Origin of the sequence: Pseudomonas sp. SW-3, assembly GCF_016615645.1 — a bacterium.
GTDB classification, from domain to species: domain Bacteria; phylum Pseudomonadota; class Gammaproteobacteria; order Pseudomonadales; family Pseudomonadaceae; genus Aquipseudomonas; species Aquipseudomonas mandelii.
In genome coordinates, this window is sequence record NZ_CP067098.1 from 1,712,224 (window position 1) to 1,738,397 (window position 26,174).

Sequence of the window (26,174 nt, forward strand, 5' to 3'; positions counted from 1 at the left end):
TATTCCTGAGCTTGAGTACAGCAGGCTTCAGGTGTGTGAGCGCTGCCACTCGTCAATCATCGTGCGCAAATGCTCCCCGGAAAAACTCCCGAAATGCCCGCCGTGCACCGTACGGATCGGCAACGCGCGCAAGCGCTGCAGGCTGCGAGCGTAGTCGTCGAGATTGGAGTGGTAGGCGTCTTCGATCAGCGGGCCGTCGTAGATGATGTCGCCGCTGAACAGCGTCTCGGTTGCCGCTTCGTACAGGCTGATGCCGCCCGGTGAATGCCCCGGCGTATGCAGCACCTGCAGCACGCGATTGCCCAGATCCAGCACGTCGCCTTCTTCAATCATCCCCGTGGCCGGCGCGGCTTTGACGCGATATTCGGCGTAGCACAACGGGCAGTCCGGGTGCGCCTCGAACATCTCGTCGCCGACAAACGCCCGGCTCAAATCGTTTTCGCCGTCGGGTGCCGCCAGGATGTCGGCCTCGGCCGGATGCACCAGGCGCTCGGGAAATTCGTGATGACCGGCAATGTGGTCGAAATGGCAATGACTGGCCACCGCCACCAGCGGCCGCTCGGTGATCCACGGCAACTGCTCGCGCAGGCTCACCAACCCGGAACCGCTGTCCAGCAGCAAGTCCTTGTCGCGGCCCTGAATGTGCCAGAGGTTGCAGCGATAGAAGGGCCGGATGTAAGGCTCGTGAATCAGCCGTATGCCGTCACTGAGCTGTTTGACCTCGAACCACTGATCGCGCGAAACAATCTTCATCAAAGGTTTTCTCCAGACGAAAAAAAACGGGTGTGGCAACCGACGCCACACCCGTCGAAGAAAGCATCAAGTCGTTAGGTTCAGCTTAGGCGGCGCTGGCCATCGTTGCCGGACGAGGGGACAGCAAGCTGACCACCACGAAGCTCACCAGGCCCACGCCGAGGCTGTAGTAGATCGGAGTGTTGGCGTCCATACCGTCCTTGAACATGAACAGCAGCGCAGTGGCAAAGCCCATGCCCATGCTGGCGATAGCGCCGGCGGTGGTTGCGCGTTTCCAGAAGATCGCGCCCATCAGCGGAATCAGCATGCCGCCGACCAAGAGGTTGTAAGCCAGGGTCAAGGCACTGATCACATCGTTTACCACCAGCGCGATACCCAGCACCACGATGCCGGTCAGCAGGGTGAACAGGCGGTTGATGCCCAGGCTCGACTGTTTGCCGCCGCGCAGTTTCGGCAGCAGGTCTTCGGTCAGGGTGGTGGATGCCGCGAGCAGGCCGGCGCTGGCGGTGGACATCATTGCTGCCAGGGCAGCCGCGATCACCAAGCCACGGATGCCGTCCGGCAGCGAGACTTTGACGATAGCGGCAAAAGCGTTATTGACGTTGTCCAGATCCGGGATCAGTACGTGAGCGGCCATGCCGATCAATGCACAGACCAGGCCGTAGATGATGCAGTAGATGCCCGCGGTGGTACCGGCATACTTCGCAACTTTCTCGCTTCGTGCGGTGAACACCCGTTGCCAGATATCCTGGCCTATCAGGATGCCGAAGAAGTAAATCATGAAGTAGGTGATGATGGTGTCCCAGCCAATGCTGGTGAAGCTGAAGCTGGCAGCCGGCAATTGTGCAACCAGTTGATCCCAGCCACCCACTCGGTACAAGCAGATTGGCAGCAGCAGGAACATCAGGCCTACGGTCTGGATACCGAACTGGACGATGTCGGTCAGGGTCAGCGACCACATTCCGCCGATGGCCGAGTAGATCACCACCACGCCACCGCCGAGAATTACCGACATCCAGAACGGAAGGCCGAACAGCACTTGCAACACGGTGCCGATCGCCAGGATCGAGGTCACGCCGATCATCAGCGCATAGGCCAGCATGATGCTCGCGCTTGCGGTACGAGCCATTGGGTTATAGCGCTTTTCCAGCACTTGAGTGACGGTGAAAACCTTTAGCTTCAGCAGCGGTTTGGCGAGGAACAGGTTCAGCGCCACGATCCCGCAACCCAGTGCAGCACAGAGCCAGAAACCCGAGATGCCATGAACGTAGCCCAGGCGCACGGTGCCCACGGTGGACGCGCCGCCCAGAACGGTGGCGGCCATGGTGCCCATGTACAGGCTCGGGCCGAGGTTGCGACCGGCGACCAAGTAGTCTTCGTTGGTCTTGGCCTTGCGCATGCCGAAGTAGCCGAGTATCAGCATCGCGGCGGCGTAGATGAGTACGACGAATAAATCCAAAGCCATGATGGCGTGTCTCCGATTGTCTTTTTTATGGTGAGGCGAAAATCAATGTGGCAATCAGTCCGCTTTTTGTGGCGAGGGAGCTTGCTCCCGCTGGGCTGCGAAGCAGCCCCAAATCCTGCAACCGCGTTTCTTCAGGGGAAACACCATTCGCCTGTTTTGCGACTGCTGCGCAGTCGAGCGGGAGCAAGCTCCCTCGCCACAGAGGTCCGTTGACCATCGTTTGTGTTGAATCAGGCGGCTTGTCGCATCGCCGGCTTACTGAGCGCATCCGTGCCCTTGCTGCGTGCATCATTCGGCCCGAACACCGCAGCCGGTTCCGGAAACAGGCTCAGCAGCGTCAGGTACACCAGCGAGGCCAGGCCGAGGGTGACCGGCAGGCTGATGTCGATGCCGCCGGCCAGATCGCCCAGCACACCCACAAACTGCCCCGGCAGGTTCACAAAGCACAAACCCACCAGCGCACTCGGGATCCAGGCTCCCAGGCCACGCCAGTTCCAGCCGTGGGTGAACCAGTAGCGGCCACCTTTCTCGCCGCGGGTGAACACTTGCAGGTCATCCGGGCAGTAGAAGCCGCGACGCACCACCAGGCCGATGATCATGATCACCATCCACGGGGTGGTGCAGGTGATGATCAGCACGGCGAAGGTCGACACGCTCTGCACCAGGTTCGCGGCGAAGCGCCCGATGAAGATGAAGGCAATCGACATCACACCGATCAGCAACGTCGCCTTGACCCGCGACAGCACCCGAGGGAACACGCTGGACATGTCCAGCCCGGTGCCATACAGCGAAGTAGTGCCGGTGGACATGCCGCCGATCACCGCGATCAGGCACACCGGCAGGAAGAACCAGCTCGGCGAGACCGCCAGCAAACCGCCGACGTAGTTGTTGGCCGCGATGTAGTCCGGTGCCTTGATCGCTACGATGGTGGCGGTGGCCAGGCCGAACAGGAACGGAATGAACGTCGCGATCTGCGAGATCACCACGGCGGCCATGATCCGGCGCTTGGAGGTCTCACGCGGGATGTAGCGCGACCAGTCGCCGAGGAACGCGCCGAAGGAAATCGGGTTGCTCATCGCCACCAGTGCAGCACCGATGAAGGCCGCCCAGAAACCTGGCTGACCCATATTGACGGTGCCGGCGTAATTCACATCGAAAGGCCCGGCGAAGGCGAAGATGCCCAGCAGGAACAACAGGCTGGCGCTCCATACCGCGATTTTGTTGACCCACAGCAGGAAGCGAAAGCCATAGATGCAAACCGTCAGCACCAGGATCGCGAACAGCCCGTAGGCCAGGCCCAGGGTCAGGTCGGTTTCCGGCAGACCGATCAGGCGTTTGGCGCCACCGATCAGCGCATCACCCGAACTCCACACCGAGAGCGAGAAGAAGGCGATGGCGGTCAGCAGCGACAGGAACGAACCGACGATCCGCCCGTGCACGCCGAAATGCGCACCGGAAGACACGGCGTTGTTGGTGCCATTGAGTGGCCCGAACAGGCCCATCGGCGCGAGGATCAGCGAGCCCAGCAGCACGCCCAGCACAATCGCCCAGACACCGGCCTGAAAAGACAGGCCGAACAGCACCGGGAAACTGCCGAGCACGGCGGTGGCAAAAGTGTTGGAACCGCCGAAGATCATCCGGAACAAGTCCGTCGGGCCTGCGGTGCGTTCGTTGTCCGGGATCTGTTCGACCCCGTGGGTTTCAATCTGCGTAAGGCTTTGGTCTTTGTTGTTGTTATTCATGATCAGCTCCGATCATAAAGGCGCGCTCATCGTGTGTGAGCGTCACCTGTTTGGCTAAGGGGGTGGCAGCCCTTCCGGCATCGCGGACAAATGTTCGTGGCAGGCCAGCCATAGGCCTTGTTGTTGTCGGCGAAACACAATCGTCTCGCGCTCCTGGCTGAAGTGTTGCTCCCCTTGCATGCGCAGCTCGGTGGCCACGTCATGGATGAAAATCGCCACGTCACCCTGCAGGCTGACGAAGGCGTTGCTCGACGTGCACGCAAGCACCTCGAAGCCATCCTCGGCGCGCCAGGTGTCCCACAACGCCTGATAGGCATCGCGCGACAGCAGGGGCTGTTCGAGGGTGTAGAACACGAAGCTGGCGTCGGCGCTGAACGCGCCGAAGTAGGCTTCGCGATCGTTGCGGGCGAAGGCTGACACCAGATCGGCGGCGGCTTTCAACACCTGATCACGTTCGTTCATGACCGATCCTCAGCGGTGGGCCACGCCAGGCAGTACGCAGAGCATTTCGTACAGCAGGTTGGCGGCCAGCAGCGAGGTGTTGCCGGTGGTGTCATAAGCGGGCGAGACTTCTACCAGATCGCAGCCGATCAGGTCGAGGCCTTGGCAGCCGCGAATGATTTCAATTGCCTGAATGGTCGTCAGACCACCGATTTCCGGGGTGCCGGTGCCTGGCGCCCAAGCCGGGTCGATGCCGTCGATGTCGAAAGTCAGGTACACCGGACCGCCGCCGACTTTCTCGCGCACTTCGGCCATCAGCGGTGCCAGGGATTTGTGCCAGCACTCTTCAGCCTGAACCACACGGAAGCCCTGTTTACGGCTCCAGTTGAAGTCTTCGGAGGTGTAGCCCTGAGCGCGCAAGCCGATTTGCACCACGCGATCGCAGTCGATCAGGCCTTCTTCGGCCGCGCGACGGAAGGTGGTGCCGTGGGCGACTTTCTCGCCAAACATGTGATCGTTCACATCGGCGTGAGCGTCGATGTGCACCAGGCCGACCTTGCCGTGCTTCTTGTGAATGGCACGCAGGATTGGCAGGGTGATGGTGTGGTCGCCGCCCAGGGTCAGCGGGATCACATTGTGTTCGAGGATGGCGTCGTAGGATTCTTCGATGATCCGCACCGCGTCCAGCAGGTTGAACGTGTTGATCGCCACGTCGCCGATGTCGGCCACCGACAGCGAATCGAACGGTGCAGCGCCGGTCGCCATGTTGTACGGGCGGATCATCACCGATTCAGCGCGGATTTCGCGAGGTCCGAAGCGGGTGCCGGGGCGCAGCGAGGTGCCGATGTCCAGCGGGACGCCAACAAAGGCAGCATCCAGACCGGCAGCGGTAGGCAAATGGGGGAGTCGCATCATGGTGGCGATGCCGCCGAAGCGCGGCATTTCATTGCCGCCCAGTGGTTGGTGAAGAATCTTTTCCACGGGTAAGGCCTCATCGTCGTTGTTTTATTTATGTCGGTTGCGCCGCTCCGGGGAGGTTCGGGCACCGTTAGGGGCCGATTCTGCGAAATGTAGTGGCCGGGAAGAATCGCTACGGGCAAATACTTAGTTCAGATTTTTCTAAACTAATGGTTGGCACGACGATAGACTTGCGGACATGTGCCGCACTCCTGTGGCGAGGGAGCTTGCTCCCGCTCGGCTGCGCAGCAGTCGTAAAATCGGCTGATGCGGTCCGTCTGACACTACGAGGTGAATGGTTGTAGGGCCGCTTCGCAACCCAGCGGGAGCAAGCTCCCTCGCCACAAAAGCGCAACACGCATGACCTTGCAAACGGAGCCCCCATGGCCAACGCTTTACCCGACCTGAAACTGTTACGCATCTTCGTCAGCGTGGTGCGTCATCAGGGGTTTGCCAACGCGCAGCAAGAGCTCAACCTCTCGACTTCGGCGATCAGCACCTACATGAGCCAGCTCGAAGCCGCCCTTGGCCTGGTGCTCTGCCATCGCGGTCGCGGCGGTTTCAGCCTGACCAGCAAGGGCGAGCTGTTCCATCAGGAAACCCTGCGTCTGTTGGGCGAGCTTGAAGGCTTCGAGCAGTACGCGGCGGCGTTGAAGGGCGAACTGCGCGGCACTCTCAACCTCGGCGTCATCGACTCCACCGTCAGCGACAAGGCCTTGCCGTTCGCCGAAGCCATCGGCGCCTACAGCCAGGAACACCCGGCCGTGCATTTGCACCTGTCGGTCATGAGCCCCTACGAATTGCAGCTCGGCGTGCAGGACAACCGTCTCGACCTGGCCATCGGTGCGTTTTCCACGCGCATGAGCGGCCTGGTTTACATGCCGCTGTACCGCGAGCAACACTGGTTGTATTGCAGCAGCCGTCATCCGCTGTTCACCGAGCGGCGCATTCCTGAGCAAGTCATCACTCAGCAACGCATGGTCGGCCGTGGTTACTGGAGCCAGGCCGAACTGGCGCGCCACGGTTTCAAGCACAGCGCCGCCACCGTGGAAAGTATGGAGGCGCAGCTGATTCTGGTGCTGTCGGGCGCCTACATCGGTTACCTGCCGGAGCACTACGCCCAGGCTTGGGCGGACAAGGGCGATTTGCGCGTCCTGCTGCCGGCGACGTTTGGTTATCAGGCGCCGTTTTCGATGATCGTGCGTCGTGGCCGCAGCCGCGAGCCGCTGATCCAGACCTTCCGCGATTTGCTCAAAGCACAACTGAACCAGGCCTGAGAACATGTCCAGAATCCAGTGTCCACGCTGCCTGCGCCCACAAACCCATTGCCTGTGCCCGCTGATCCCTAGCCTCGACAGCCGTACCCGAGTGCTGTTGTTGCAGCATCCCAGCGAAGTGAACCATGCGCTGAACACGGCGCGACTGGCCGCGTTGGGCTTGAAGAATGCCGAGTTGATTGTCGGTGAGGTGTTTGAGGATTTGCCGGTGCTGCTGAGTCCTCCGGAGTATCAGGCGCGGTTGTTGTTTCCGGCCGACGATGCGCAGCCATTGCAGGCGTACACCACGAATGAAGACCCGCTGTTGCTGGTCGTCCCGGACGGCACCTGGCGCAAGGCGCGCAAGATGTTGCACCTCAATCCGTTACTGGCGGCGTTGCCGAGGGTGACGTTGGTGGATGGCGGGGTGTCTCGATATCGACTGCGCAAGGCACCGGGGCCGGGGGCGTTGTCGACGGTGGAAGCGATTGTCCAGGCGTTGCAGACGCTGGAAGCGCCGAGCTCTTTTGAACCCTTGTTGAAACCGTTCGAGGCGTTGATCGAAGGCCAGATTGCCGCGATGGGGGAGGAGACTTACCAGCGTAACCACGGCAGGTGATTACTTGTGGCGAGGGAGCTTGCCCGCTGGAGTGCGAAGCGCTCCCGATTTGTCGACTCAGTACACCTGTTGCGCCTGGTTGAATGATTTTGGATCTGCTGCGCAGCCCAGCGGGAGCAAGCTCCCTCGCCACAGAGAATGAGTCAAACCTATCGCTCCCGCATCGCCTCGGTCCGCGCTTTCAACACCGGTTTCAACAGGTAATCCAGCACGCTTTTCTCGCCCGTGATGATATCCACCGTCGCCACCATCCCCGGAATAATCAGCAGCGGTTTCACATCGCCGCCCAAGTGATTCTTGTCGGTCCTCACCTGGATCAGATAAAAGCTGTTGCCCTTGTCATCGGTAATGGTGTCCGCACCAATCAGTTCCAGCTTGGCAGTCAACCCGCCATAAATCGTGTAGTCGTAAGCACTGAACTTGACCATCGCTTTCTGCCCCGGATGCAGGAACGCCACGTCCTGTGGCCGCACCTTGGCTTCGATCAGCAAGTTGTCTTCAATGGGGACGATCTCCACCATGTCGCTGCCCGGCTGGACCACGCCGCCGATGGTATTGACCTTCAGCACCTTGATGATTCCGTGCACCGGCGACACCACGGTGGTGCGGGTCACGCGGTCATCAATGGCGATGCTCGACGCTGTGATTTTCGACAGGTCGGTGCGTTTTTCATTCAGCTCTTTCGCCGCGTCCGAGCGGAAGGATTGCTCCGATTCATCGATCTTGCTTTTGATCTCGTTGATCGCCGATTCCGCCCGGGGAATTGCCAGCGTCGTCGCATTCAAAGAGCCGCGAATTTCCACCGCGCTGCGTTTGAGCCGCAGGATTTCCACCGGTGAAACCGCCCCGGTGCCCACCAGCGGCGCGGACATGTTCATCTCTTGTTGCAGCAAGGCCAGGCTCGAACTGAACTGCCCCTGCTTGGAGCGGAATTCCGCCAGTTCCTGAGTCTTTTGCCGCAGTTGTTCGGTTAGCGTCCGTTGCTCACTGGCCAGTCGACGCTGGCGTTGTTCGTATAACGAGCGCTCGTCCTCGGCCACTTGCGGAGCCTTGGCGATCACCTCAGGCGACAGCTTGAACGGCCGGCCTTCCGCTTCGGCCGACAGACGTTCGACCTGCGCGGTCAACGCATAACGATCCGCCTCGCTCTCGCCCTTGTTCGACAGAAACCGCGTGTCATCCAGGCGCAGCAAGGTGTCGCCCTTGTTCACCATTTGCCCTTCGCGCACGAAGATCTCGGTGACGATGCCGCCCTCCAGGTTCTGGATCACCTGGACCTTGCTCGACGGGATCGCCTTGCCTTCGCCCATGGTGACTTCTTGCAGCACTGCATACTTGGCCCAGACCAGCGCGGTAATCAGCAGCGCCGCGGCCAGCCACACGGTAATCCGCGACCAGCGCGGCGAATCCTGTAGCGAAGCGCCGGCGGTTTCCGGCATGAATTCGCTCTCGGCGGTTTTGCCGAAGCTGCCGAAGTAGCCGCGGTCTTGTGGCGTGTCGGATGATGAACGGGCCATGGGTAGCTCCTAGACAGCCGCAGAGCCGACACGGCCCTTGCGCAGTGCATCGATGACCGCTTCTTTCGGACCGTCGGCAACGATCCGCCCGTTATCCAGCACCAGCAGCCGATCCACCAGGCTGAGCATCGAGGTGCGGTGGGTCACCAGCAGCAAGGTCTTGCCCTGCACCCAGCCGTGGAGTTTCTGCCGCAAGACATCTTCGCTGCTGTTGTCCATGGCGCTGGTGGGTTCGTCGAGCAGCATGATCGGCGGATCCAGCAACAAGGCCCGGGCCAGCAGCACTGCCTGGCGTTGACCGCCGGACAGCAACTGCCCGCGTTCGCCCACGGGCCGGTCAAAACCTTGCGGATGCTGACGCGCCAGCTCGGTGACACCGGTCAGTTCGGCGACTTCGAGCATCCGTGAATCGCTGATGTAACGTGCGCCCAGGGTCAGGTTGTCGCGCAGGCTGCCGGCCAGCAGCGGCAGGTCATGGGCGACGTAACCGATTTGCTGGCGCAGGTCGGCGACATCGAGTTGCCGCAGGTCCAGGCCATCGAGCAGCAACTGGCCTTCTTCCGGCGCATAGAACCCCATCACCAATCGCGCCAGGGTGCTTTTACCCGAGCCGCTGCGACCGATGATGCCGATCCGTTCGCCGGGTTTGACGCTGAAACTGATGTTGGCCAGGGCAGGGGCGTTCTGGCCGTTGTAGTGGAAGGTCACGCCACTGACATCCATCGCGCCTTGCAACTGAGTGCGCTCCAGCGGCCGCTGGTGGGCGTCGCGCTCTTGCGGCAAGGACATCAGCGCATCGGTGCTTTTCATGGTCAGTTGCGCTTGCTGGTAGCGGGTGATCAAACCGGCGATCTGCCCCAAGGGTGCGAGTACGCGGCTGCCGAGCATGTAGGTCGCCACCAGCGCACCAACGCTGAGGTTGCCGGCGATGATGCTGTAGACGCCGGCGACGATGGTCGCCATGCCGGAGAATTGCTGGATGAACAGCGTGCCATTGGTGGCCAGCGCCGACAGATTGCGCGCATGGCTGTCGAGGCGGGTGAGGGCGCCGTGGGTGCTTTCCCATTTGTGCTGGCGCTCGCTTTCGGCGCTGCACGCTTTCAGGGTTTCCAGGCCGCCAAGGGTTTCGATCAGCAGGGCCTGGCGCTCGGCGCCGAGGCTCAGGCTTTTCTGCACGGTGTCGCGCAGGCGCACCTGAATGACCATCGCGAAAATGATCGTAATCGGAAACGCCAACAATGGAATCACCACCAGCCAGCCGCCGAGCAGGCCGATCACCACCAGCATCAACACGGCAAAGGGCAGGTCGATCAGGCTGGTCAGCGTGACGGCAGTGAGGAATTCACGCAGGCCCTGGAAGTCGTGGATGCTCTGGGCGAAACCGCCGATGGTCGCTGGCCGCGCTTTCATCGCCATGCCAGTGATGCGTTCGAACAAGGTCGCGGAAAGAATCACGTCGGTTTTCTTCCCGGCGGTGTCCAGCAAGTGCGCGCGCACCACCCGCAGCACCAGTTCGAAACCGGTGCCGATCAGCAAGCCGATCGACAGCACCCACAAGGTCGACGTGGCCTGGTTCGGCACCACGCGGTCGTAGGTTTGCATCACGAACAGCGGCACCATCAGCCCCAGGAGGTTGATCAGGAAACTCGCCAGAATCGCATCGCTGTACAGCCATTTCGACAGCTTCAAGGTGTCGCGAAACCACGCTTCCACACGCGGCACCAGCGGCGAGCGCAGGTCTTCGAGTTCATGGCGGGGCCGGGCGAACAAGGCCTGGCCGCTGTAATTTTCAGCCAGTTCTTCACGGCTGACCCATTGTTCGCCACCGTCCGCTTCGCTGGGCAGGATCAGCAACCGGCCGTCATCGCCATAGCGTCGCAGGATGGCGGTGCGGCCGTTGTTCAGGATCAGCATCACAGGCAGGTTGAGCGCGGAAATGTCCGCCAGTTCACGGCGCAGCACCCGCGCCTGCAAGCTGGCCCGGGCTGCTGCACGGGGCAGCAGGTCCAGGCTCAAGCGTTGTTTGTTCAGTGGCAGCCCGGCACTCAGGCTGGCGCGACTGACCGTCGCGCCGTGGAGTTTGCAGAGGATCAACAGACCGTCCAGTAGCGGGTCATCGAAGCTCAGGCGCGGATCGACACCGATGTTGCCGGGTTCCATGCTGGTCAAATTGATCGCCCCCAGTGAGCTACTTCAGTTCAGGCAAACGCGCTTCGTTTTTCACTTCGGCCTGGGCGATCGCATCGGCGGGTAGCACCACCCGTTGTTTGCTCAGCAATTGGCCCATGTTCGCCAGCACGCGGTACATCGAATACTCCTCGGTGTAGCGCACTTCGGTGTAGCGGCGATTGGCGTTGTAGAGCTCGTTTTCACTGTCGAGCAAGTCGAGCAGGGTGCGTTGGCCGAGGCCGAACTGGTCCTGATACGCCAGGCGCACACGACGGCTGGTGTCCGCGTATTCGCGGGCAGTCGGGGTTTGTTTCTTGGCATTGACCATGGCGTTCCAGGCCAGGTGGATGTTCTCGTTGAGTTGGCGCAAGGCGTTGTTGCGGATGTCCATCGCCTGGTTGATCTGATGCGCATTGGAGGCCAGGCGCGCCTTGTCGCTGCCGCCGCGGAACAGGTTGTAGTTCATCACCACGCCCACGCGCCACTCGTTGTCGTGGCCTTCATCGCCCTGCACGTTGTTGTTTGCGCCCACTGCCGCTTCGGCATCGAAACGCGGGTAGAACGGCGACTTTGAGACTTCGTACTGGCTCTCGGCCGATTGCACGTCAGCCTGGGCCGATTTCAGGTACGGGTTGTTTTCCACCATGCTCTGCTGGGCTTCCGGCAGAGAGGCAGGCAGTTCGCCGCGGATAGACGGCGGCGTTTCCAGTTCATCGGGCAGGCGCCCTACAACGGCGGCGAAATTCGACTCGGCATCCGCCAGATCGACCTCGGCGGTGTCGAGGTTGTTTTGCGCCAGTGCCCGGCGGGCGCTGGACTGGTCGGAGTCGGCGTTGCTGCCGACGCCACGCTGGGTGCGCAGGCCGATCTGGTCGTTAACCCGCAAGTGAGCCTGCAGGTTATTCGTGGCCAGGGTCACCAGTTCACGGCGCTTGAGCACTTCGAGGTAGACCTCGATGGTGCGCAATGCCAGGTCCTGGGCGGTGCCTTGAGCGTAATAGGCCCGGGAGTTGACGACCCCTTTGGTGCGTTCGACTTCGTTCGCGGTGTTGAAACCGTCGAACAGCATCTGCCGCAGGCGCAGCTCCGATTGGGTGTAGGTGAGGATTTCGGTGTTGTGATTGCCGAACGCCCGGGTGTTGGTGTTATCGCTGTACCCGCGCCCGTAGGCGGCGTTCAGATCAACTGATGGATAAAAGCCCCCCTTGGCGACTTTGACTTGCTCATCCGCGGACAGCCGCGAGTCGACGCGCGAGGCCAGTTCCGGGTGGGTTGCGATGGTGCTCTGGATCGCCTCGGTCACTGACATGGCTTGAGCCTGGGATGTGCAGGCCATGGCCAGCAGAATTGCGCTGCAAAGGGGGGTTAAAACGCGCATGGGTACATCTCCCTGATTCCTGATGGTTCTTTATCAGTCGCCAAATATTTGACGACATTTATAGGCAAAACCGTTTCATGCTTGTAACAACGTAGCTAAGAACATTCTAGAGCGTAGCTAAGAAATTTTTTTCATAGGGGTTATTCCAAAAAAAACTTATGCGCTCTGCAAAATCCAGCACATTGTTCACTCTGAAAGCCCTTGTTTTAGAAGCTCTAGGGAGCATTCGAGGGTTTAAGGAAAGTTCCATCCACTTATCGACATAGGGCGGAGAAGTGCTGGAGGGGAGGGAAGCGAAACGGTTTTGAGGCGACAGTTTTTTGTCGCTCTACAGGTTCAAAATCGTTACGCATCGCACAAAAGGCAATGTGGCTGCGATTGGAATCCCAAGGTTGTTGATTGCATTGGGGTTTTGCCAAAAACGGACTCATTGCCCATGAGCGACATGCTTGGCGAGACTATCGCCGGGGCAGCGGTTTACTCGGATAAACGCACCCCGCAGGCGATCCGCCAGGCAACCTGCTTCAACCATGAGCACGTTCTTCGCACAAACAGGGTGCCGACAGCGGTTGGCAGCGGAGGAAATGCACATGGCAACGCTCATCGGTACCGTCAGTAAAATCATTGGTCAGGTGTTCGCGGAAAGCGGTGGTACCCGGCGTGTGCTGGCCGAGGGCGATCGATTGTTCGCCGGCGACCAATTGATCACCGGCGCCGATGGCGCGGTGGCCGTGCATCTGAAAAATGGCCAGGAACTGACCCTCGGGCGTGGCAGCAGCCTGCAAATGAACTCCCAGTTGCTGGCGAATCAAGCGGCCCATGTGGAAACCGCTGAAGCGGTGACGCCGACTCAAGCGCAACTGACCGATGTCGAGCAACTGCAAAAAGCCATCGCGGCCGGCGATGACCCGACTCAAACCGCTGAAGCCACGGCGGCCGGACCTGCTTCGACCGGCGCACCCGGCGGGGCGGCGGGCGGCGGCCACAGTTTCGTCATGCTCGAAGAAGTGGGCGGGCGGGTCGACCCCACCATTGGCTTCCCCACCGCGGGCTTTAACGGCATTCCCGAATTTCCGCTCGAACGTCTGGCCGGTGATCCGGACAACGGCGACAACGGTGCCGGTTCAGGGGGCACGGGTGTCATTCCCGTTCCTGACGCGCCGAACAACCCGGTCACCCTCGCGGGCCTGTCGGTGGCGGGCGGCGAACTGACCCTCAACGAAGCTAACCTCGCGGACGGTTCTGCCAGCAATCCTGGCGCCTTGATCCAGAACGGCACCTTCACCGTGTCTGCGCCCGACGGGCTGACCAGCCTGAGCATCGGCGGGATCAATGTGATCACGGGTGGGGTGCCTGTCGGCTTCCCGCAGTCGATCACCACGCAACTGGGCAACACCCTGACAATCACCGGCTACAACCCGGCCACCGGCGTGGTCAGCTACAGCTACACCCTGGTCGGCAACGACACCCATTCGGCCGGCGAGGGTGCCAACAACCTCAGCGAACAGTTCATCGTCGTCGCTAATGATTCCAACGGCGATACCGCCACCGGCACGTTGGACGTCAACATCACCGACGATGTGCCCAAAGCGGTCGATGACAGCAACGCCGGCACCGCTTCGGAAACCCTGCTGACCCTGACCGGCAGCGTGCTGCCCAACGACTCGCAGGGGGCTGACCGCATTCCCACAGGCCCCAACAGCGGGCCGATCATCGGCGGCACTTTCACCGGGACTTACGGCACGCTGGTGCTCAATCCCAACGGCAGTTACACCTACACGCTGAACACCAGCGACGCCGATTTCAAAGCGCTGCACGGCGGCGGCAGCGGCACCGAAACCTTCACCTACACCCTGACGGATGCCGATGGCGACACCAGCACCGCCAACCTGGTGCTGCAAATCCAAAACAACGATGACCCGGTCACGATCGGCGGCCTCAACGTCGAAGGCGGCGAACTCGTCGTCTACGAGAAAAACCTCAGCGACGGCAGCAGCCCCGACGCGCCAGCGCTGACAAAGAACGGCACCTTCACCATCACCGCGCTCGACGGTGTGCAAACCCTCAGCGTCGGTGGCATCAACGTGGTGGTCGGCGGCGTGTCCGCAGGCTTCCCGCAATCGATCGTCACACCACTCGGCAGCACGTTGACCATCACCGGATTCGACAGCGCGACCGGCGTAGTCAGTTACAGCTACACCCTGGCCGACAACGAAGCGCATCCGACGGCCAACGGTGCCAACGGGATCTCCGAGCAATTCGCCGTCACCGTGGTCGATGACAACGGCACCACCGCCAATGGCAATCTCGACGTCAACATCGTCGACGACCTGCCCCAAGCCGTGGATGACAGCAACGCCGGCACCGCTTCGGAAACCCTGCTGACCCTCAACGGCAATGTGCTGACCAACGACACCCAAGGCGCCGACCGCGTGACCATCGGCGAAAACGCCGGCCCGATCACCCCCGGCACTTTCATCGGGACTTACGGCACGTTGGTGCTGAACGCCAACGGCACGTACACCTACACCCTGAACACCAGCGATGCCGACTTCAAAGCGTTGCACGGCAATGGCAGCGGCACCGAAACCTTCACCTACACCCTCACCGATGCCGACGGCGACACCAGCACCGCCAACCTGGTGCTGCAAATCCAAAACAACGATGACCCGGTCACGATCGGCGGCCTCAACGTCGAAGGCGGCGAACTCGTCGTCTACGAGAAAAACCTCAGCGACGGCAGCAGCCCCGACGCGCCAGCGCTGACACAGAACGGCACCTTCACCATCACCGCGCTCGACGGTGTGCAAACCCTCAGCGTCGGTGGCATCAACGTGGTGGTCGGCGGCGTGTCCGCAGGCTTCCCGCAATCGATCGTCACACCACTCGGCAGCACGTTGACCATCACCGGGTTCGACAGCGCGACCGGCGTGGTCAGTTACAGCTACACCCTGGCCGATAACGAAGCGCATCCGACGGCCAACGGTGCCAACGGGATCTCCGAGCAATTCGCCGTCACCGTGGTCGATGACAACGGCACCACCGCCAATGGCAACCTTGACGTCAACATCGTCGATGACCTACCTCAGGCCGTAGACGACAGCAACGCCGGCACCGCTTCGGAAACCCTGCTGACCCTCAACGGCAATGTGCTGACCAACGACACCCAAGGCGCCGACCGCGTGACCGTCGGCGAAAACGCCGGCCCGATCACCCCCGGCACTTTCATCGGGACTTACGGCACGTTGGTGCTGAACGCCAACGGCACGTACACCTACACCCTGAACACCAGCGATGCCGACTTCAAAGCGTTGCACGGCAATGGCAGCGGCACGGAAACCTTCACCTACACCCTCACCGATGCCGACGGCGACACCAGCACCGCCAATCTGGTGCTGAACATCCAAAACAACGATGACCCGGTGACCCTCAACGGCCTCGACGTGGCCGGTGGTGAGCTGACTGTCTACGAGAAAAACCTCAGCGACGGCACCAGCCCGAACGCGCCCGCGCTGACCCAGAGCGGCACCTTCACCGTGACCGCCCTCGATGGCCTGCAAACCCTGACGGTCGGCGGCATTTCGGTGGTCAGCGGTGGCGTGGCCGCAGGTTTCCCGCAATCGATCGTCACACCGCTCGGCAGCACGCTGACCATCACCGGCTACAACCCGACCACCGGCGTCATCAGCTACAGCTACACCCTGGCGGACAACGAAACTCATCCGAATGCCAACGGTGCCAACAGCCTCACCGAGAACTTCAACGTGGTGGCGACGGACACCGACGGCAGCACAGCGTCGGGCCAGATCAACGTCAACATCGTCGACGACCTGCCCACCGCCAACCCTGATTACGCTTCGGTAGACGAGGGCGCGACCGTCTCGGGCAACGTGCTGGATAACGACATCGGCGGTGCCGATGGCCCGGCGCTCAGCGGCGCCGTGATTGGCGTGCGCGCAGGCTCGGACACCTCGACCTCGGCCATCGGTGGACTGGGCACCAACATCAACGGCACCTACGGTTACCTGACGCTGGATGCCAACGGCAATGCGACCTACCACAGCAATCCCAACGCGGTGAACGGCCCCGGCGCGACCGATGTGTTCACCTATACCGTGCGTGATGCCGATGGTGACGAAAGCACCACCACCATCACCATCGACGTGTCCAACAGCAGCATTGTCGCCTCCACCGATGCCGATGTGACCGTCTACGAAAATGCCCTCGACCTGACCAAGGACGGGCAAGACCTGGCGGCCGGCACGGTCATCGGCAGCGACCCGACCAGCACCGGCGAAACAGCCAAGGGCACGCTGGTCGGCTCGGTCACCGGTGCGATCGGCGCGATCACTTACACGCTGGTGGGCAGCGCCACGGGCAACTATGGCCAGATCCAGCTCAACCCCAACGGCACGTACACCTACACCCTGACCTCGCCTGCGACCACCACGCCGCCTGCCAACGATGGCGCGAATTCGCTGACCGAAAGTTTCACCTACCAGGCCACCGATTCCTTGGGTAACAGCACCACCAGCACCATTGTGGTGAAGATCGTCGATGACGTGCCTAAAGCCTTCAACGACAGCAACAGCGGCACAGCGTCGGAGGCCGCGCTGACGCTCAATGGCAATGTCCTGAGCAACGACGTCCAGGGCGCGGACCGTGTCGCCACCGGCCCGAACGCCGGGCCTGTGACCCCAGGCACCTTCACCGGGACTTACGGCACCCTGGTGCTCAACGCCAACGGCACGTACACCTACACGCTGAACACCAATGATGCGGACTTCAAAAACCTGCACGGCGGCGGCACCGGCACCGAAACTTTCGCCTACACCATTACCGATGCCGACGGCGATACCAGCACCGCCAACCTGGTGCTGAACATCCAGAACAACAACGACCCGGTCACGCTCAACGGCCTCGATGTGTACGGCGGTGAACTGACCGTCTACGAGAAAAACCTCAGCGACGGCACCACCCCGAACGCGCCCGCCCTGACCCAGAGCGGCACCTTCACCGTGACCGCGCTGGACGGGCTGCAAACCCTGACCGTCGGCGGCATTGCACTGGTCACTGGCGGCGTGGCGGCAGGCTTCCCGCAATCGATCGTCACACCGCTCGGCAGCACGCTGACCATCACCGGCTACAACCCGGCCACCGGCGTGGTCAGTTACAGCTACACCCTGGCGGACAACGAAACTCATCCGAACGCCAACGGCGCCAACAGCATCACCGAGAACTTCAACGTGGTGGCGACGGACACCGACGGCAGCACCGCGACGGGTCAGATCAACGTCAACATCGTCGATGATTTGCCGACGGCCAAAGCGGACACGGCGAGCGTGGTCGAAGGCGGCACGGTCAGCGGCAACGTGCTGGACAACGACATCGGTGGTGCAGATGGCCCGGCACTCAGCGGCGCAGTGATTGGCGTGCGCGCAGGCTCGGACACTTCGTCCTCGGCCATCGGCGGCCTGGGCACGAACATCAATGGCACCTACGGTTACCTGACGCTGGATGCCAACGGCAACGCGGTCTATCACAGCAATCCCAACGCCGTGAGCGGTGCCGGCGCCACCGACACGTTTACCTACACCGTGCGCGATGCCGACGGCGATGAAAGCACCACCACCATCACTATCGACGTCTACAACAGCTGCATCAAAGCGGTCAGCGACACCGATGTCACCGTCTATGAGAAAGCGCTGGACCTGACCAAGGACGGGCTGGACCTGGCGGCCGGTACTGTCACGGGCAGCGAGCCCGGCAACACCGGCGAAACGGCCAGCGGCACCCTGGTCGGCTCCGTCACCGGCGCGAGTGGCGCCATCACCTACACCCTGGTCGGCAGCGCCACCGGGGCCTACGGGCAAATGCTGCTCAACCCCAATGGCACCTACACCTACACCCTGACGTCGGCGCCGAAAACCTCGCCGAACACCAACGACGGCCCGAATACCCTGACCGAAAGCTTCACCTACAAAGCCACCGATGCGCTGGGCAACAGCACCACCAGCACCATCGTGGTGAACATCGTCGATGACGTGCCCAAGGTCGTCGGCGCGGAGCGTTCGGTGGCGGCTGTGGAGATCGATTCCAACCTGCTGCTGGTGATTGACGTCTCCGGCAGCATGGTCGACCCCTCCGGTGTACCGGGGCTATCGCGCCTCGAACTGGCCAAGCAGGCGATCAGTGCCTTGCTCGACAAATACGACGACCTGGGCGATGTGAAAGTGCAGATCGTCACCTTCAGCAGCAACGCCACCGACAAGACATCGATCTGGGTGGATGTGGCGACCGCCAAGTCGATCATCTCCGGCCTGACTGCCGGCGGTGGCACCAATTACGACGCCGCTGTCGCGACGATGCAAACGGCGTTCAACACCTCTGGCAAACTGACCGGGGCGCAGAATGTCGGCTACTTCTTCTCCGACGGCAAACCCAACGAAGGCGACATCGGCAGCGCAGATGAGGCCGCGCTCAAAGCCTTCCTCGACGCCAACGGCATCAAGAACTACGCGATCGGCCTGGGCAGCGGCGTGAGCAACGCCTACCTCGATCCGCTGGCTTATGACGGCAGCACCCACACCAACACCAACGCTGTTGTGGTGACCGATCTCAACCAGCTCAACTCGGTGCTTTCGGGCACGGTGGTCGGCGCGCCGGTGACGGGCACCTTGCTGGAGGGCGGTACGTTCGGCGCCGATGGCGGCTTCATCAAAACCCTCGTGGTCGACGGCACGACGTACACCTATGACCCTAAAGGCAACAGCAATCAGGGTTCGTTGAACTTCAGTGGCGGCGCCAACCACGGCACCTTCAACACGGTGAACAACAGCATCAGCATCGCCACCAACAATGGCGGCACCCTGGTGGTGAACCTCGACACTGGCGAGTACACCTACACCTCGCAAAAAACCACGGCAGTGGTGATTACCGAAAACATCGGCTTCACCGCCAGCGACAACGACGGCGACCTGGCCAGCTCCACGCTGACGGTCAAAGTCATCCCGAACGCGGCGCCGGTGGCGGTCGATGACCACATCATCACCAACGTGCTCTCGGGCAACATCGTGGTGCCGGGCGAGTTGCTGCTGGCCAACGACACCGATGCCGATGGCGATCCGCTGACGGCTTCACCCACCAACTTCAACACCGGCTGGATTTCCAAAGGCGCCGACTTCACCGGCACCGGGGCGATCAGCTTCTCCTCGACCGGCAACAACAACGCCAACCAGGTCCTGGCGAACGTGCGCAACGCCTTTGCGGCGAACGCGACGACCATGACGGCGGTGCTGGTGGTCAGTGGATATCTGGGCGGGGTAACCGCCGGCAACGCCAATGATGAGGACCGGATCACCGTCAACCTCAAACAAGGCGAAACCCTCAACCTGGACCACAACCTGGCGGGCGGTCACATCGCCATGGAGTATTCGCTCAACGGCGGCGCATGGATCGCCCTCGCGGACGGGCAAACTCTCACCGCGGCGGCGGACGGGACCTATCAGATCCACGTCACCAACATCACCAACACCAGCGGCAGCGGCGTGAACAACGCGGAATACTACAAGCTGACCATGACCCTCGATTACGCCGGGGGCCATGACATCGCCCCGGATGCCCACGGCACCTACACCGCCAACGACAACCACGGCGGCAGCGACAGCGCGGGCGTGACCATCAGCTATCAGGACGGACATACCCTCACCGGCACGGCCGGCGACGATGTGCTGGTGGCGGGCACCGGCAATAACGTCCTCAATGCCGGCGACGGCAACGATGTGCTCACTGCTGGCTCCGGCAACAACGAACTGCATGGCGGCGCCGGCAATGATTTGCTGTTCAGCGGCACCGGCAACGACCTGCTCGACGGCGGCACCGGCACCGACACCGTGAGTTACGCCCACGCCACCGCCGGGGTCACGGTCGACCTGAGTGTGGCGACCGCGCAAAACACCGGCGGCGCCGGCACCGACACCCTGACCGCGATCGAAAACCTCACCGGTTCCAACTTCAACGACTCGCTCACGGGCGACAACCTGAGCAACGTCATCACCGGCGGTTTGGGCGATGACATCCTCAAGGGCGGCGGCGGTGACGACTTCCTGATCGGCGGCCTGGGCAACAACACCCTGACCGGCGGGGCAGGGGCCGACACCTTCCAGTGGCTCAAAGGCAACAGCGGCCACGACCTCGTCACCGACTTCACCCCAGGCACCGACAAACTCGACTTGTCGCAACTGCTGCAAGGCGAAAACGGCACCGCGGCATCGCTGGATGACTACCTGCACTTCAAAGTCATCGGCAGCGGCGCCTCGGTCCTGACCAGCATCGACGTCAGCGCCATGGCCGGCGCGGCACCGAACCAGACCATCGACCTGGCCGGCGTCAACCTGGCCAGCCACTACGGCGTCACGCCGGGAGCGGGCGGGGTGGTGGCGGGCGGGCACGATACCGCGACCATCATCAATGGCATGTTGAATGACCATTCGTTGAAGGTGGACACCGTATGACCTGAAGGCTGACCTCTGAAACGACAAAACCCGCCATTCCTGGGTAAGGAATGGCGGGTTTTTGTTGTCTGTGAGATCGCTTTCGTCGGATCGCCGCCCGGAACAAGCCCGCTCCGACACTTTGATCTTCAGTGAACACAAAACAGGCGAACAACCCGGATCAACTGTAGGAGCGAGGCTGCTCGCGAAGAGGCCCAAAAGACCGCCACAAAACTCACAGCCTGACACGCTGTTGTGGCGAGGGAACTTGCTCCCGCTGGCTTGCGAAGCAGCCCCAAAACCATTCACCGCGATTGTGTCTGATAAACAGCGTTTCGCTGGTTTTACGACTGCTGCGCAGCCGAGCGGGAGCAAGCTCCCTCGCCACAGGAAAGTGTTCGCACCAGGATTTTCGCTAACCCTGCGGAACGAAGTTATCCAGCATCCGATTCACCGCCAATTCCCCCAGCATCACCACCTGCTGAATCCCCAGTACCGTATTGCGATGCGAACCCTCCATCAACCCCGCGAAATTACTCAACATCACACTCGCCGACGCCAGGGTTTCGCAGGCGTTGACCAGCAGCGTTTCGTCATTGGTGTCGGGAGCGATGGAATAGATGGTGCTCGGTTTACGCGGAGTGTCTGCGGGGATGACCGGTTTGAGGTAGTAGTCGAGGGCGCGGTCGGCGGCTTCGTTGAGTTTTTTGGAATCGGTGGATTCGTAGGGGGAAACGTCGTCGGTTTCGGGTGGGTTGGGTGTGATCTTGAACATGGTGAAACTCCTACAAGAAATGGAGCCACCAAGACCTGTCGCTAAACAAGTAAGGGTGGCGGCTGCACGCAGGTTAGCGAACCGGGTGTAGGCGCCCGGCAGACCCGAAAGTCTCCCGCGCACAGCCGCCATTACATCAATCGCAGGCATGAACAATCTGCAAGAGAGTTGGGAGCGCTGTTGCGCCTACATAGGTTCGGGTCGCTAAACCCGATCGCTGATTTGTCAGCGACCGGGAAACGATAGAGCCCCGGCCCAAGGCACACAAGCCGGCGGATTCTGGCGCAGTCGTAGGCAGCTACGCAAGGATGTGTAGGCAGAGTGAGTGTCTTGAAATGTCTTTTAAACACCGCCGTTTATTTCCTCCTCCAAATAAATAGCGGCGCCCCCCCTACGATGTGTCAATCGCCGACGAACGGTAGCGAAACCTGTTATTTCTGACAGTAGCCAGTCTGTGCGCAGTGCCGTTAAATCACTTCAGAGCAACAAATACCTGACACGCTGAATACGTACTGAGCGTGAGAGAACGTCGACAAAGTCTTGAGAGGAAGTCAGCAATGCCGATTTCTCAAAACCGGGCTGATCCAACGGATCCAACCCTGGAACAACCGAGGGTGCCTGCCATCCTCAAGGACGAGAACGGCGAAGAGAGTCCGGACGGGCTGTTGCCGAGAAGTGCAGTGAGTGATGACCTGGTCGTCATCGTTCCGAACTGGAGAACGGCACTCGTCGATCCGTTTCCCTACATCATCTCTATCAGTTGGGTAAAGGAAGGCAGTTCGTTCACCGAAGTGTACAGGGAGGAGTTCACCGACCCAGGGGAGAAGACCTTGAAAGTCCCTCGGGACAAGCTGGATCACGGTATTTATTCCCTGTCGTACCAACTCAGTTACGGCGGGAACGCAGAACTGTCCTTCTCCAAGCGCGTCACGGTCGATAGAGTGCCACCGGATGATGGTCAGGAGCCAAAGCCGCTGGTGATGCTGGATGTTCCCGGCGATATCACCGATGACTACCTCACACGATTTGGAGAGGTCAGATTACAAGTCCCGCTCTATGTCGATTTAAAGGCCCGGGATCGCGCAATCTATTATTTGACGGACAACCCCAATCCTCTGGATACCGAACCTGACATTCGTGAGCAGGAGTTCAGTCAACAGGACATTGACCAGCGTCGTCTCATCATTACCGTGTACGCGGCGGATATTCGTGGTCGTGGGCACGGTCAACGCTACTTTTATTACCGGCTACGTGATTGGGCCGGCAACCGTGGGCCACGCTCGACCCTGTTACCGGTTTTTGTCGACTTGACGCCGGCCCCTGGCAATCTCGATCCAGCTCGGGTGCCATTGTCGGTGCGAGGGTTGATCGACCGCGAACACGCTCGCGAAGGGGCGGTCGATCAGAAAGCGGTCACCGTCGAAATCGATGCCTATGACAATCCGGACGCCTCCGACAAGGTTCTGATCCGGTGGAATAGTCATGCTCTCGCCCCCCTGGACGTTGACCCAACCCAATTTCCGCTCAGCCAAACTGTACCGTGGTCGACACTGACGGCTGACGGGCTCGGGCCGATGGATGCGCGTGTTGACTACCGCATCAGTCGTGGCGGGACACCGACGCCGCCTGCTCCAGAAACGCAGGTGCCGGTCAATTTGACGGTCGCCGGTCCGGATCACGCTGACGCTCCCGCTATGTTGAACCTCACGCTGGCGAATCTGGAGATCTATGGCGCCGTTTCGAAACAACTGAACACGCTGCAGACGATAGATCATGGTCAGCCCGCCGACGGGTACTTGCGCTTGTACGACAATCCACAGCCTGGAGAAAAGATCTTCCTGTACTGGGGCGCCATCAGCACGCCAGTCGCTGAATACGAGGTCAAGGATGGCGACAGCGCCGGGCAAAATATTGAGTTCAGTATTCCTTGGACGGCTATCGAGCAAGACATGGAAAATCCGGCGTTACCGGTGTGGTACACCACCGACAACCAGGTAAACGTGCAGTTGGCCCGAGCGACTCCGGTAAACGTGGCAATCATCATCATCAGGAATTTGCCGGAGCCGACGTTCCCTGATGGCGGGCTAAAAGGCCTGCTTGATTGCTGTGCCAGACCTCGATTGTGGGAGCAGGTGCGGGTGCATATCGAGGGTAACGACGCGTTCGACAAAGACGATATTGTCGAGCTTCATTGGCAAGGGTGTTACGGCCCCAATGGCACATCCCCCATCCCGGGGGTCACTGAGTCATTTGAAACAACACTCAGTCTTGAGCAGGCACGCAATGGTTTTGATATATCGGTGACAGACTATGAAAGGTTAGTTGCGCCGATGGTTGATCGCGGATCAGCACTTTGCCGATATTTTTTGAGAAAGAGCAACGGCGGACAAGGTGAGTCGAAGTCTGAGTTTGTGATTATCAATAGAACGATGCCCAGTGGTCAATTGTGCGGGCCGAATAATGATATTTGCGAAGAATCATTCGTGAGTGACGTGCCTAAACATTGATCGATTAAAAGAGCGCAATACTGTCCGCTGTTTAAGTCGGATTATCAGAATTAAAGTCCGCGCGTGGGTGGTCAGTTTCCAAGTGTCCTGACGGGGGCTGGTAGTGTCCTTTGTCAGATAATCAAGCAATTGAAAGGAAGATACAGATGACCAGTTTCAAACCATTGGATCCCGCACAGAATCGCGCGCGTTATCTTGTCGTTCGGCAGAGTATGCCTACAGAGGACGCAGCGCCCCCCTCCCTGCACGCTGATAATCCCCTGTTGCCCGATACCGCGGACGATTTGCCAAATCAGTTGCATTCCAGTCTTCAAGGCGCACAGCTAAAAGTGCTGATCCCCCGATTTGCTCAGGCGGGCGATGAAAACGCTATACCAGGGTTTTTGAACTTGACCTGGAATGGCAGTCGTGTTGGTACCCGATATGATTATGAGACTCCAATTGATCCTGCCATCACTGAGTTTGAATTGCTGTTGCCAGCAGGCCTAACTAATGCATCGGGATCGCATGAGTTAAGTTATATACTGAGTCATGGTGGCAATCCTGATGAAGTTACGCCCGAGGTAATTAATATCGATACGCAGGCTCCCTTGCCGAACGGTGAGGTGACCCTTCCTGCAGAAGTTGAGCGAGACGGCATTACCAAACCTTACCTGGATGCCAACGGTTTTGTTCTTGTTACCGTCCCTCAATACGCCACAAAAAAAATCGGGGATGAAATCGACGCCTTCTTTGGCAAAACTTTGCCAGGTGCTATTTCGATAGGGAAGGTGACTGTTACAGATACCGCCGTGCCTGTGACTTTCAACTTGACTGCTGCCCAGGTTGGCACCGAAGAGGGTGAAAAAGAACTCTGGTATACGTTGATGGATCGGAAAGGTAATAAGAGTCTCCCCTCAGAGTACAAGAAAACGAACGTATCGCTGACGGATCCGCCAGAGGGATTATTGCCACCCAGCATTCCGCTGTTTGATGATGATACGCTACCTAAGCTGGTGGATCTGGCCGATGCGCGGATGCCTTTGGGCATCGGGATATTGGCTGAGTACGATAATTACATCGCGGATCGTGATGAGATCGAAGTGACGGTAGATGGCATTCTATTGCCCGCACAGCGGATCAACGGCTTTCCCTTCTACGTGAATGTTCCTTATAGCGCGCTGGCTAAAGATAGCCTTGGCGAAAAAACAATAACAACCAGTTATCAGATAAAGCGCGGCACGGTTCGTCACCCATTAACTCCACTTACAAAAAATATTGTTGTCGACCTCCGCAGACCGGGGCCCGGTGAAGGGGAGGAGAATCCCAATCCGGACCTTGATCTGGTGACTGTTCAAGGACAAGGAGGTAATGGCCCGAATGTACTGACAGAAGACGACAAAGATCAGACGGTTTCAGTCACTGCGCAGGTTTTTGATGGCGTCAAGGACGGAGACGTTGCGACACTGATCTGGAAGGGTGTTGAGGTGACAGCAGCACAGGGCGGCGTCATTGAACTGGATGGAACGGAAACGGATGATTTGGAATGGACTGTTGAGTGGGAAGTTGTGGATGAAGGAGGAAATGGCAATCCGCTTCCGGTAAGTTACAAACTAACCAATCCGGACCTTAACGAAAATGAGGAGTTTTCGTTGCCTCAGGACGTTGATGTTTATATTCGTCCGGGTGTTGCGCCCGAAGTAAGGTTTCAACATATGGATCCAGATTTGACTCTACTCAATTGCCAATCTTTGCGAGCCGATGCAGTGCTTGGCAAATGTGCTGAAGCACTGGTCGCAGGTGGAGAGCCGGAATTGAAGGGGAAAACATTGGCCTGTACTTATCAAGGGTATAGCGATTCTGCGGGGACTACAGTGAAGCCGGGTACCAAGTACGAATTCAACTATTCTCCGAGCGATCAGGAGGTTGACGACGGTTTTATTATAAAAGTCCGCTACCAGGAGCTTCTTGCAACACAGAGCGCATGGGGGGAAATCAGTTACGTCGTCGAGATCGATGGGCGGGACGTAACTTCCAGTCACTTCGTTAGAGTGCATATGGTAGGGGGGACTGGAACGCCTTGTCCGATTTAAGTGAAAAAGCCCGGAAGGTGTAAAAACCTTC

At 60.0% G+C, this 26,174-nt stretch carries 14 protein-coding genes; 5 read left to right on the plus strand and 9 right to left on the minus strand.

The window, feature by feature from the left end; genetic code table 11:
* Positions 1-27: 27 nt before the first annotated feature.
* The 5 genes from JIO00_RS07720 to speB form a co-directional block, all read right to left on the minus strand.
* Positions 28-753: an MBL fold metallo-hydrolase gene (locus JIO00_RS07720; protein WP_083374775.1), complete on the minus strand. Its 726-nt coding sequence runs from the start codon at positions 751-753 to the stop codon at positions 28-30.
* An 85-nt stretch (positions 754-838) separates the two neighbouring features.
* The gene (locus JIO00_RS07725; RefSeq protein WP_200667908.1) at positions 839-2,218 is read right to left on the minus strand and encodes a sodium:solute symporter; all 1,380 of its coding nucleotides are present in this window, start codon (positions 2,216-2,218) and stop codon (positions 839-841) included.
* Positions 2,219-2,448: 230 nt separating this feature from the next.
* A complete protein-coding gene (locus JIO00_RS07730) occupies positions 2,449-3,960 on the minus strand; it encodes a purine-cytosine permease family protein (RefSeq protein WP_200667910.1) in 1,512 nt (503 codons plus the stop codon).
* Positions 3,961-4,014: 54 nt separating this feature from the next.
* Positions 4,015-4,422 carry a YybH family protein gene (locus JIO00_RS07735; RefSeq protein WP_200667912.1) on the minus strand — a complete coding sequence of 136 codons (408 nt, stop codon included), beginning with the start codon at positions 4,420-4,422 and terminating at the stop codon, positions 4,015-4,017.
* Between the two features lie 9 nt (positions 4,423-4,431).
* Positions 4,432-5,382, minus strand: coding sequence for an agmatinase (gene speB, locus JIO00_RS07740; protein ID WP_077749132.1), 951 nt, complete (start codon positions 5,380-5,382; stop codon positions 4,432-4,434).
* A gap of 359 nt (positions 5,383-5,741) precedes the next feature.
* Here speB and JIO00_RS07745 point away from each other — a divergent pair, with 359 nt between their 5' ends.
* Entirely contained in the window at positions 5,742-6,635 is an 894-nt protein-coding gene (locus tag JIO00_RS07745) for a LysR family transcriptional regulator (RefSeq protein WP_007945995.1), read from the plus strand.
* A 4-nt stretch (positions 6,636-6,639) separates the two neighbouring features.
* Positions 6,640-7,233, plus strand: coding sequence for a tRNA-uridine aminocarboxypropyltransferase (locus tag JIO00_RS07750; protein WP_200667914.1), 594 nt, complete (start codon positions 6,640-6,642; stop codon positions 7,231-7,233).
* A 149-nt stretch (positions 7,234-7,382) separates the two neighbouring features.
* Here JIO00_RS07750 and JIO00_RS07755 read toward each other — a convergent pair whose 3' ends face one another.
* From JIO00_RS07755 to JIO00_RS07765, 3 genes are read right to left on the minus strand one after another with little or no spacing between them, the layout of a single operon-like run.
* A complete protein-coding gene (locus tag JIO00_RS07755; protein ID WP_145308074.1) occupies positions 7,383-8,750 on the minus strand; it encodes an HlyD family type I secretion periplasmic adaptor subunit in 1,368 nt (455 codons plus the stop codon).
* Positions 8,751-8,759: 9 nt separating this feature from the next.
* Positions 8,760-10,919, minus strand: a complete 2,160-nt coding sequence (locus JIO00_RS07760; RefSeq protein WP_083374772.1) for a type I secretion system permease/ATPase — start codon at positions 10,917-10,919, stop codon at positions 8,760-8,762.
* A 19-nt stretch (positions 10,920-10,938) separates the two neighbouring features.
* Positions 10,939-12,297, minus strand: coding sequence for a TolC family outer membrane protein (locus JIO00_RS07765; protein WP_010461997.1), 1,359 nt, complete (start codon positions 12,295-12,297; stop codon positions 10,939-10,941).
* A gap of 590 nt (positions 12,298-12,887) precedes the next feature.
* Between JIO00_RS07765 and JIO00_RS07770 the strand changes: the two genes are divergently transcribed.
* The gene (locus JIO00_RS07770) at positions 12,888-20,810 is read left to right on the plus strand and encodes a retention module-containing protein (protein ID WP_200667916.1); all 7,923 of its coding nucleotides are present in this window, start codon (positions 12,888-12,890) and stop codon (positions 20,808-20,810) included.
* 394 nt (positions 20,811-21,204) lie between these two features.
* On the opposite strand, the gene JIO00_RS07775 is transcribed toward JIO00_RS07770, so the two are convergent.
* Complete coding sequence (locus JIO00_RS07775) at positions 21,205-21,564, minus strand: DUF6124 family protein (RefSeq protein WP_010461993.1); 360 nt, start codon at positions 21,562-21,564, stop codon at positions 21,205-21,207.
* A 557-nt stretch (positions 21,565-22,121) separates the two neighbouring features.
* Here JIO00_RS07775 and JIO00_RS07780 point away from each other — a divergent pair.
* Positions 22,122-24,071, plus strand: coding sequence for a hypothetical protein (locus JIO00_RS07780; RefSeq protein ID WP_200667918.1), 1,950 nt, complete (start codon positions 22,122-22,124; stop codon positions 24,069-24,071).
* Positions 24,072-24,217: 146 nt separating this feature from the next.
* Entirely contained in the window at positions 24,218-26,143 is a 1,926-nt protein-coding gene (locus tag JIO00_RS07785; RefSeq protein WP_200667920.1) for a hypothetical protein, read from the plus strand.
* The last annotated feature ends 31 nt before the right edge of the window (positions 26,144-26,174 follow it).

Excerpts from the sequence above, each read along its gene's own strand:
- JIO00_RS07720 (WP_083374775.1), bottom strand. The coding sequence starts at position 753 with ATGAAGATTGTTTCGCGCGATCAGTGGTTCGAGGTCAAACAGCTCAGT.
- JIO00_RS07725 (WP_200667908.1), bottom strand. The coding sequence starts at position 2,218 with ATGGCTTTGGATTTATTCGTCGTACTCATCTACGCCGCCGCGATGCTG.
- JIO00_RS07730 (WP_200667910.1), bottom strand. The coding sequence starts at position 3,960 with ATGAATAACAACAACAAAGACCAAAGCCTTACGCAGATTGAAACCCAC.
- JIO00_RS07735 (WP_200667912.1), bottom strand. The coding sequence starts at position 4,422 with ATGAACGAACGTGATCAGGTGTTGAAAGCCGCCGCCGATCTGGTGTCA.
- JIO00_RS07745 (WP_007945995.1), top strand. The coding sequence starts at position 5,742 with ATGGCCAACGCTTTACCCGACCTGAAACTGTTACGCATCTTCGTCAGC.
- JIO00_RS07750 (WP_200667914.1), top strand. The coding sequence starts at position 6,640 with ATGTCCAGAATCCAGTGTCCACGCTGCCTGCGCCCACAAACCCATTGC.
- JIO00_RS07755 (WP_145308074.1), bottom strand. The coding sequence starts at position 8,750 with ATGGCCCGTTCATCATCCGACACGCCACAAGACCGCGGCTACTTCGGC.
- JIO00_RS07765 (WP_010461997.1), bottom strand. The coding sequence starts at position 12,297 with ATGCGCGTTTTAACCCCCCTTTGCAGCGCAATTCTGCTGGCCATGGCC.
- JIO00_RS07770 (WP_200667916.1), top strand. The coding sequence starts at position 12,888 with ATGGCAACGCTCATCGGTACCGTCAGTAAAATCATTGGTCAGGTGTTC.
- JIO00_RS07775 (WP_010461993.1), bottom strand. The coding sequence starts at position 21,564 with ATGTTCAAGATCACACCCAACCCACCCGAAACCGACGACGTTTCCCCC.
- JIO00_RS07780 (WP_200667918.1), top strand. The coding sequence starts at position 22,122 with ATGCCGATTTCTCAAAACCGGGCTGATCCAACGGATCCAACCCTGGAA.
- JIO00_RS07785 (WP_200667920.1), top strand. The coding sequence starts at position 24,218 with ATGACCAGTTTCAAACCATTGGATCCCGCACAGAATCGCGCGCGTTAT.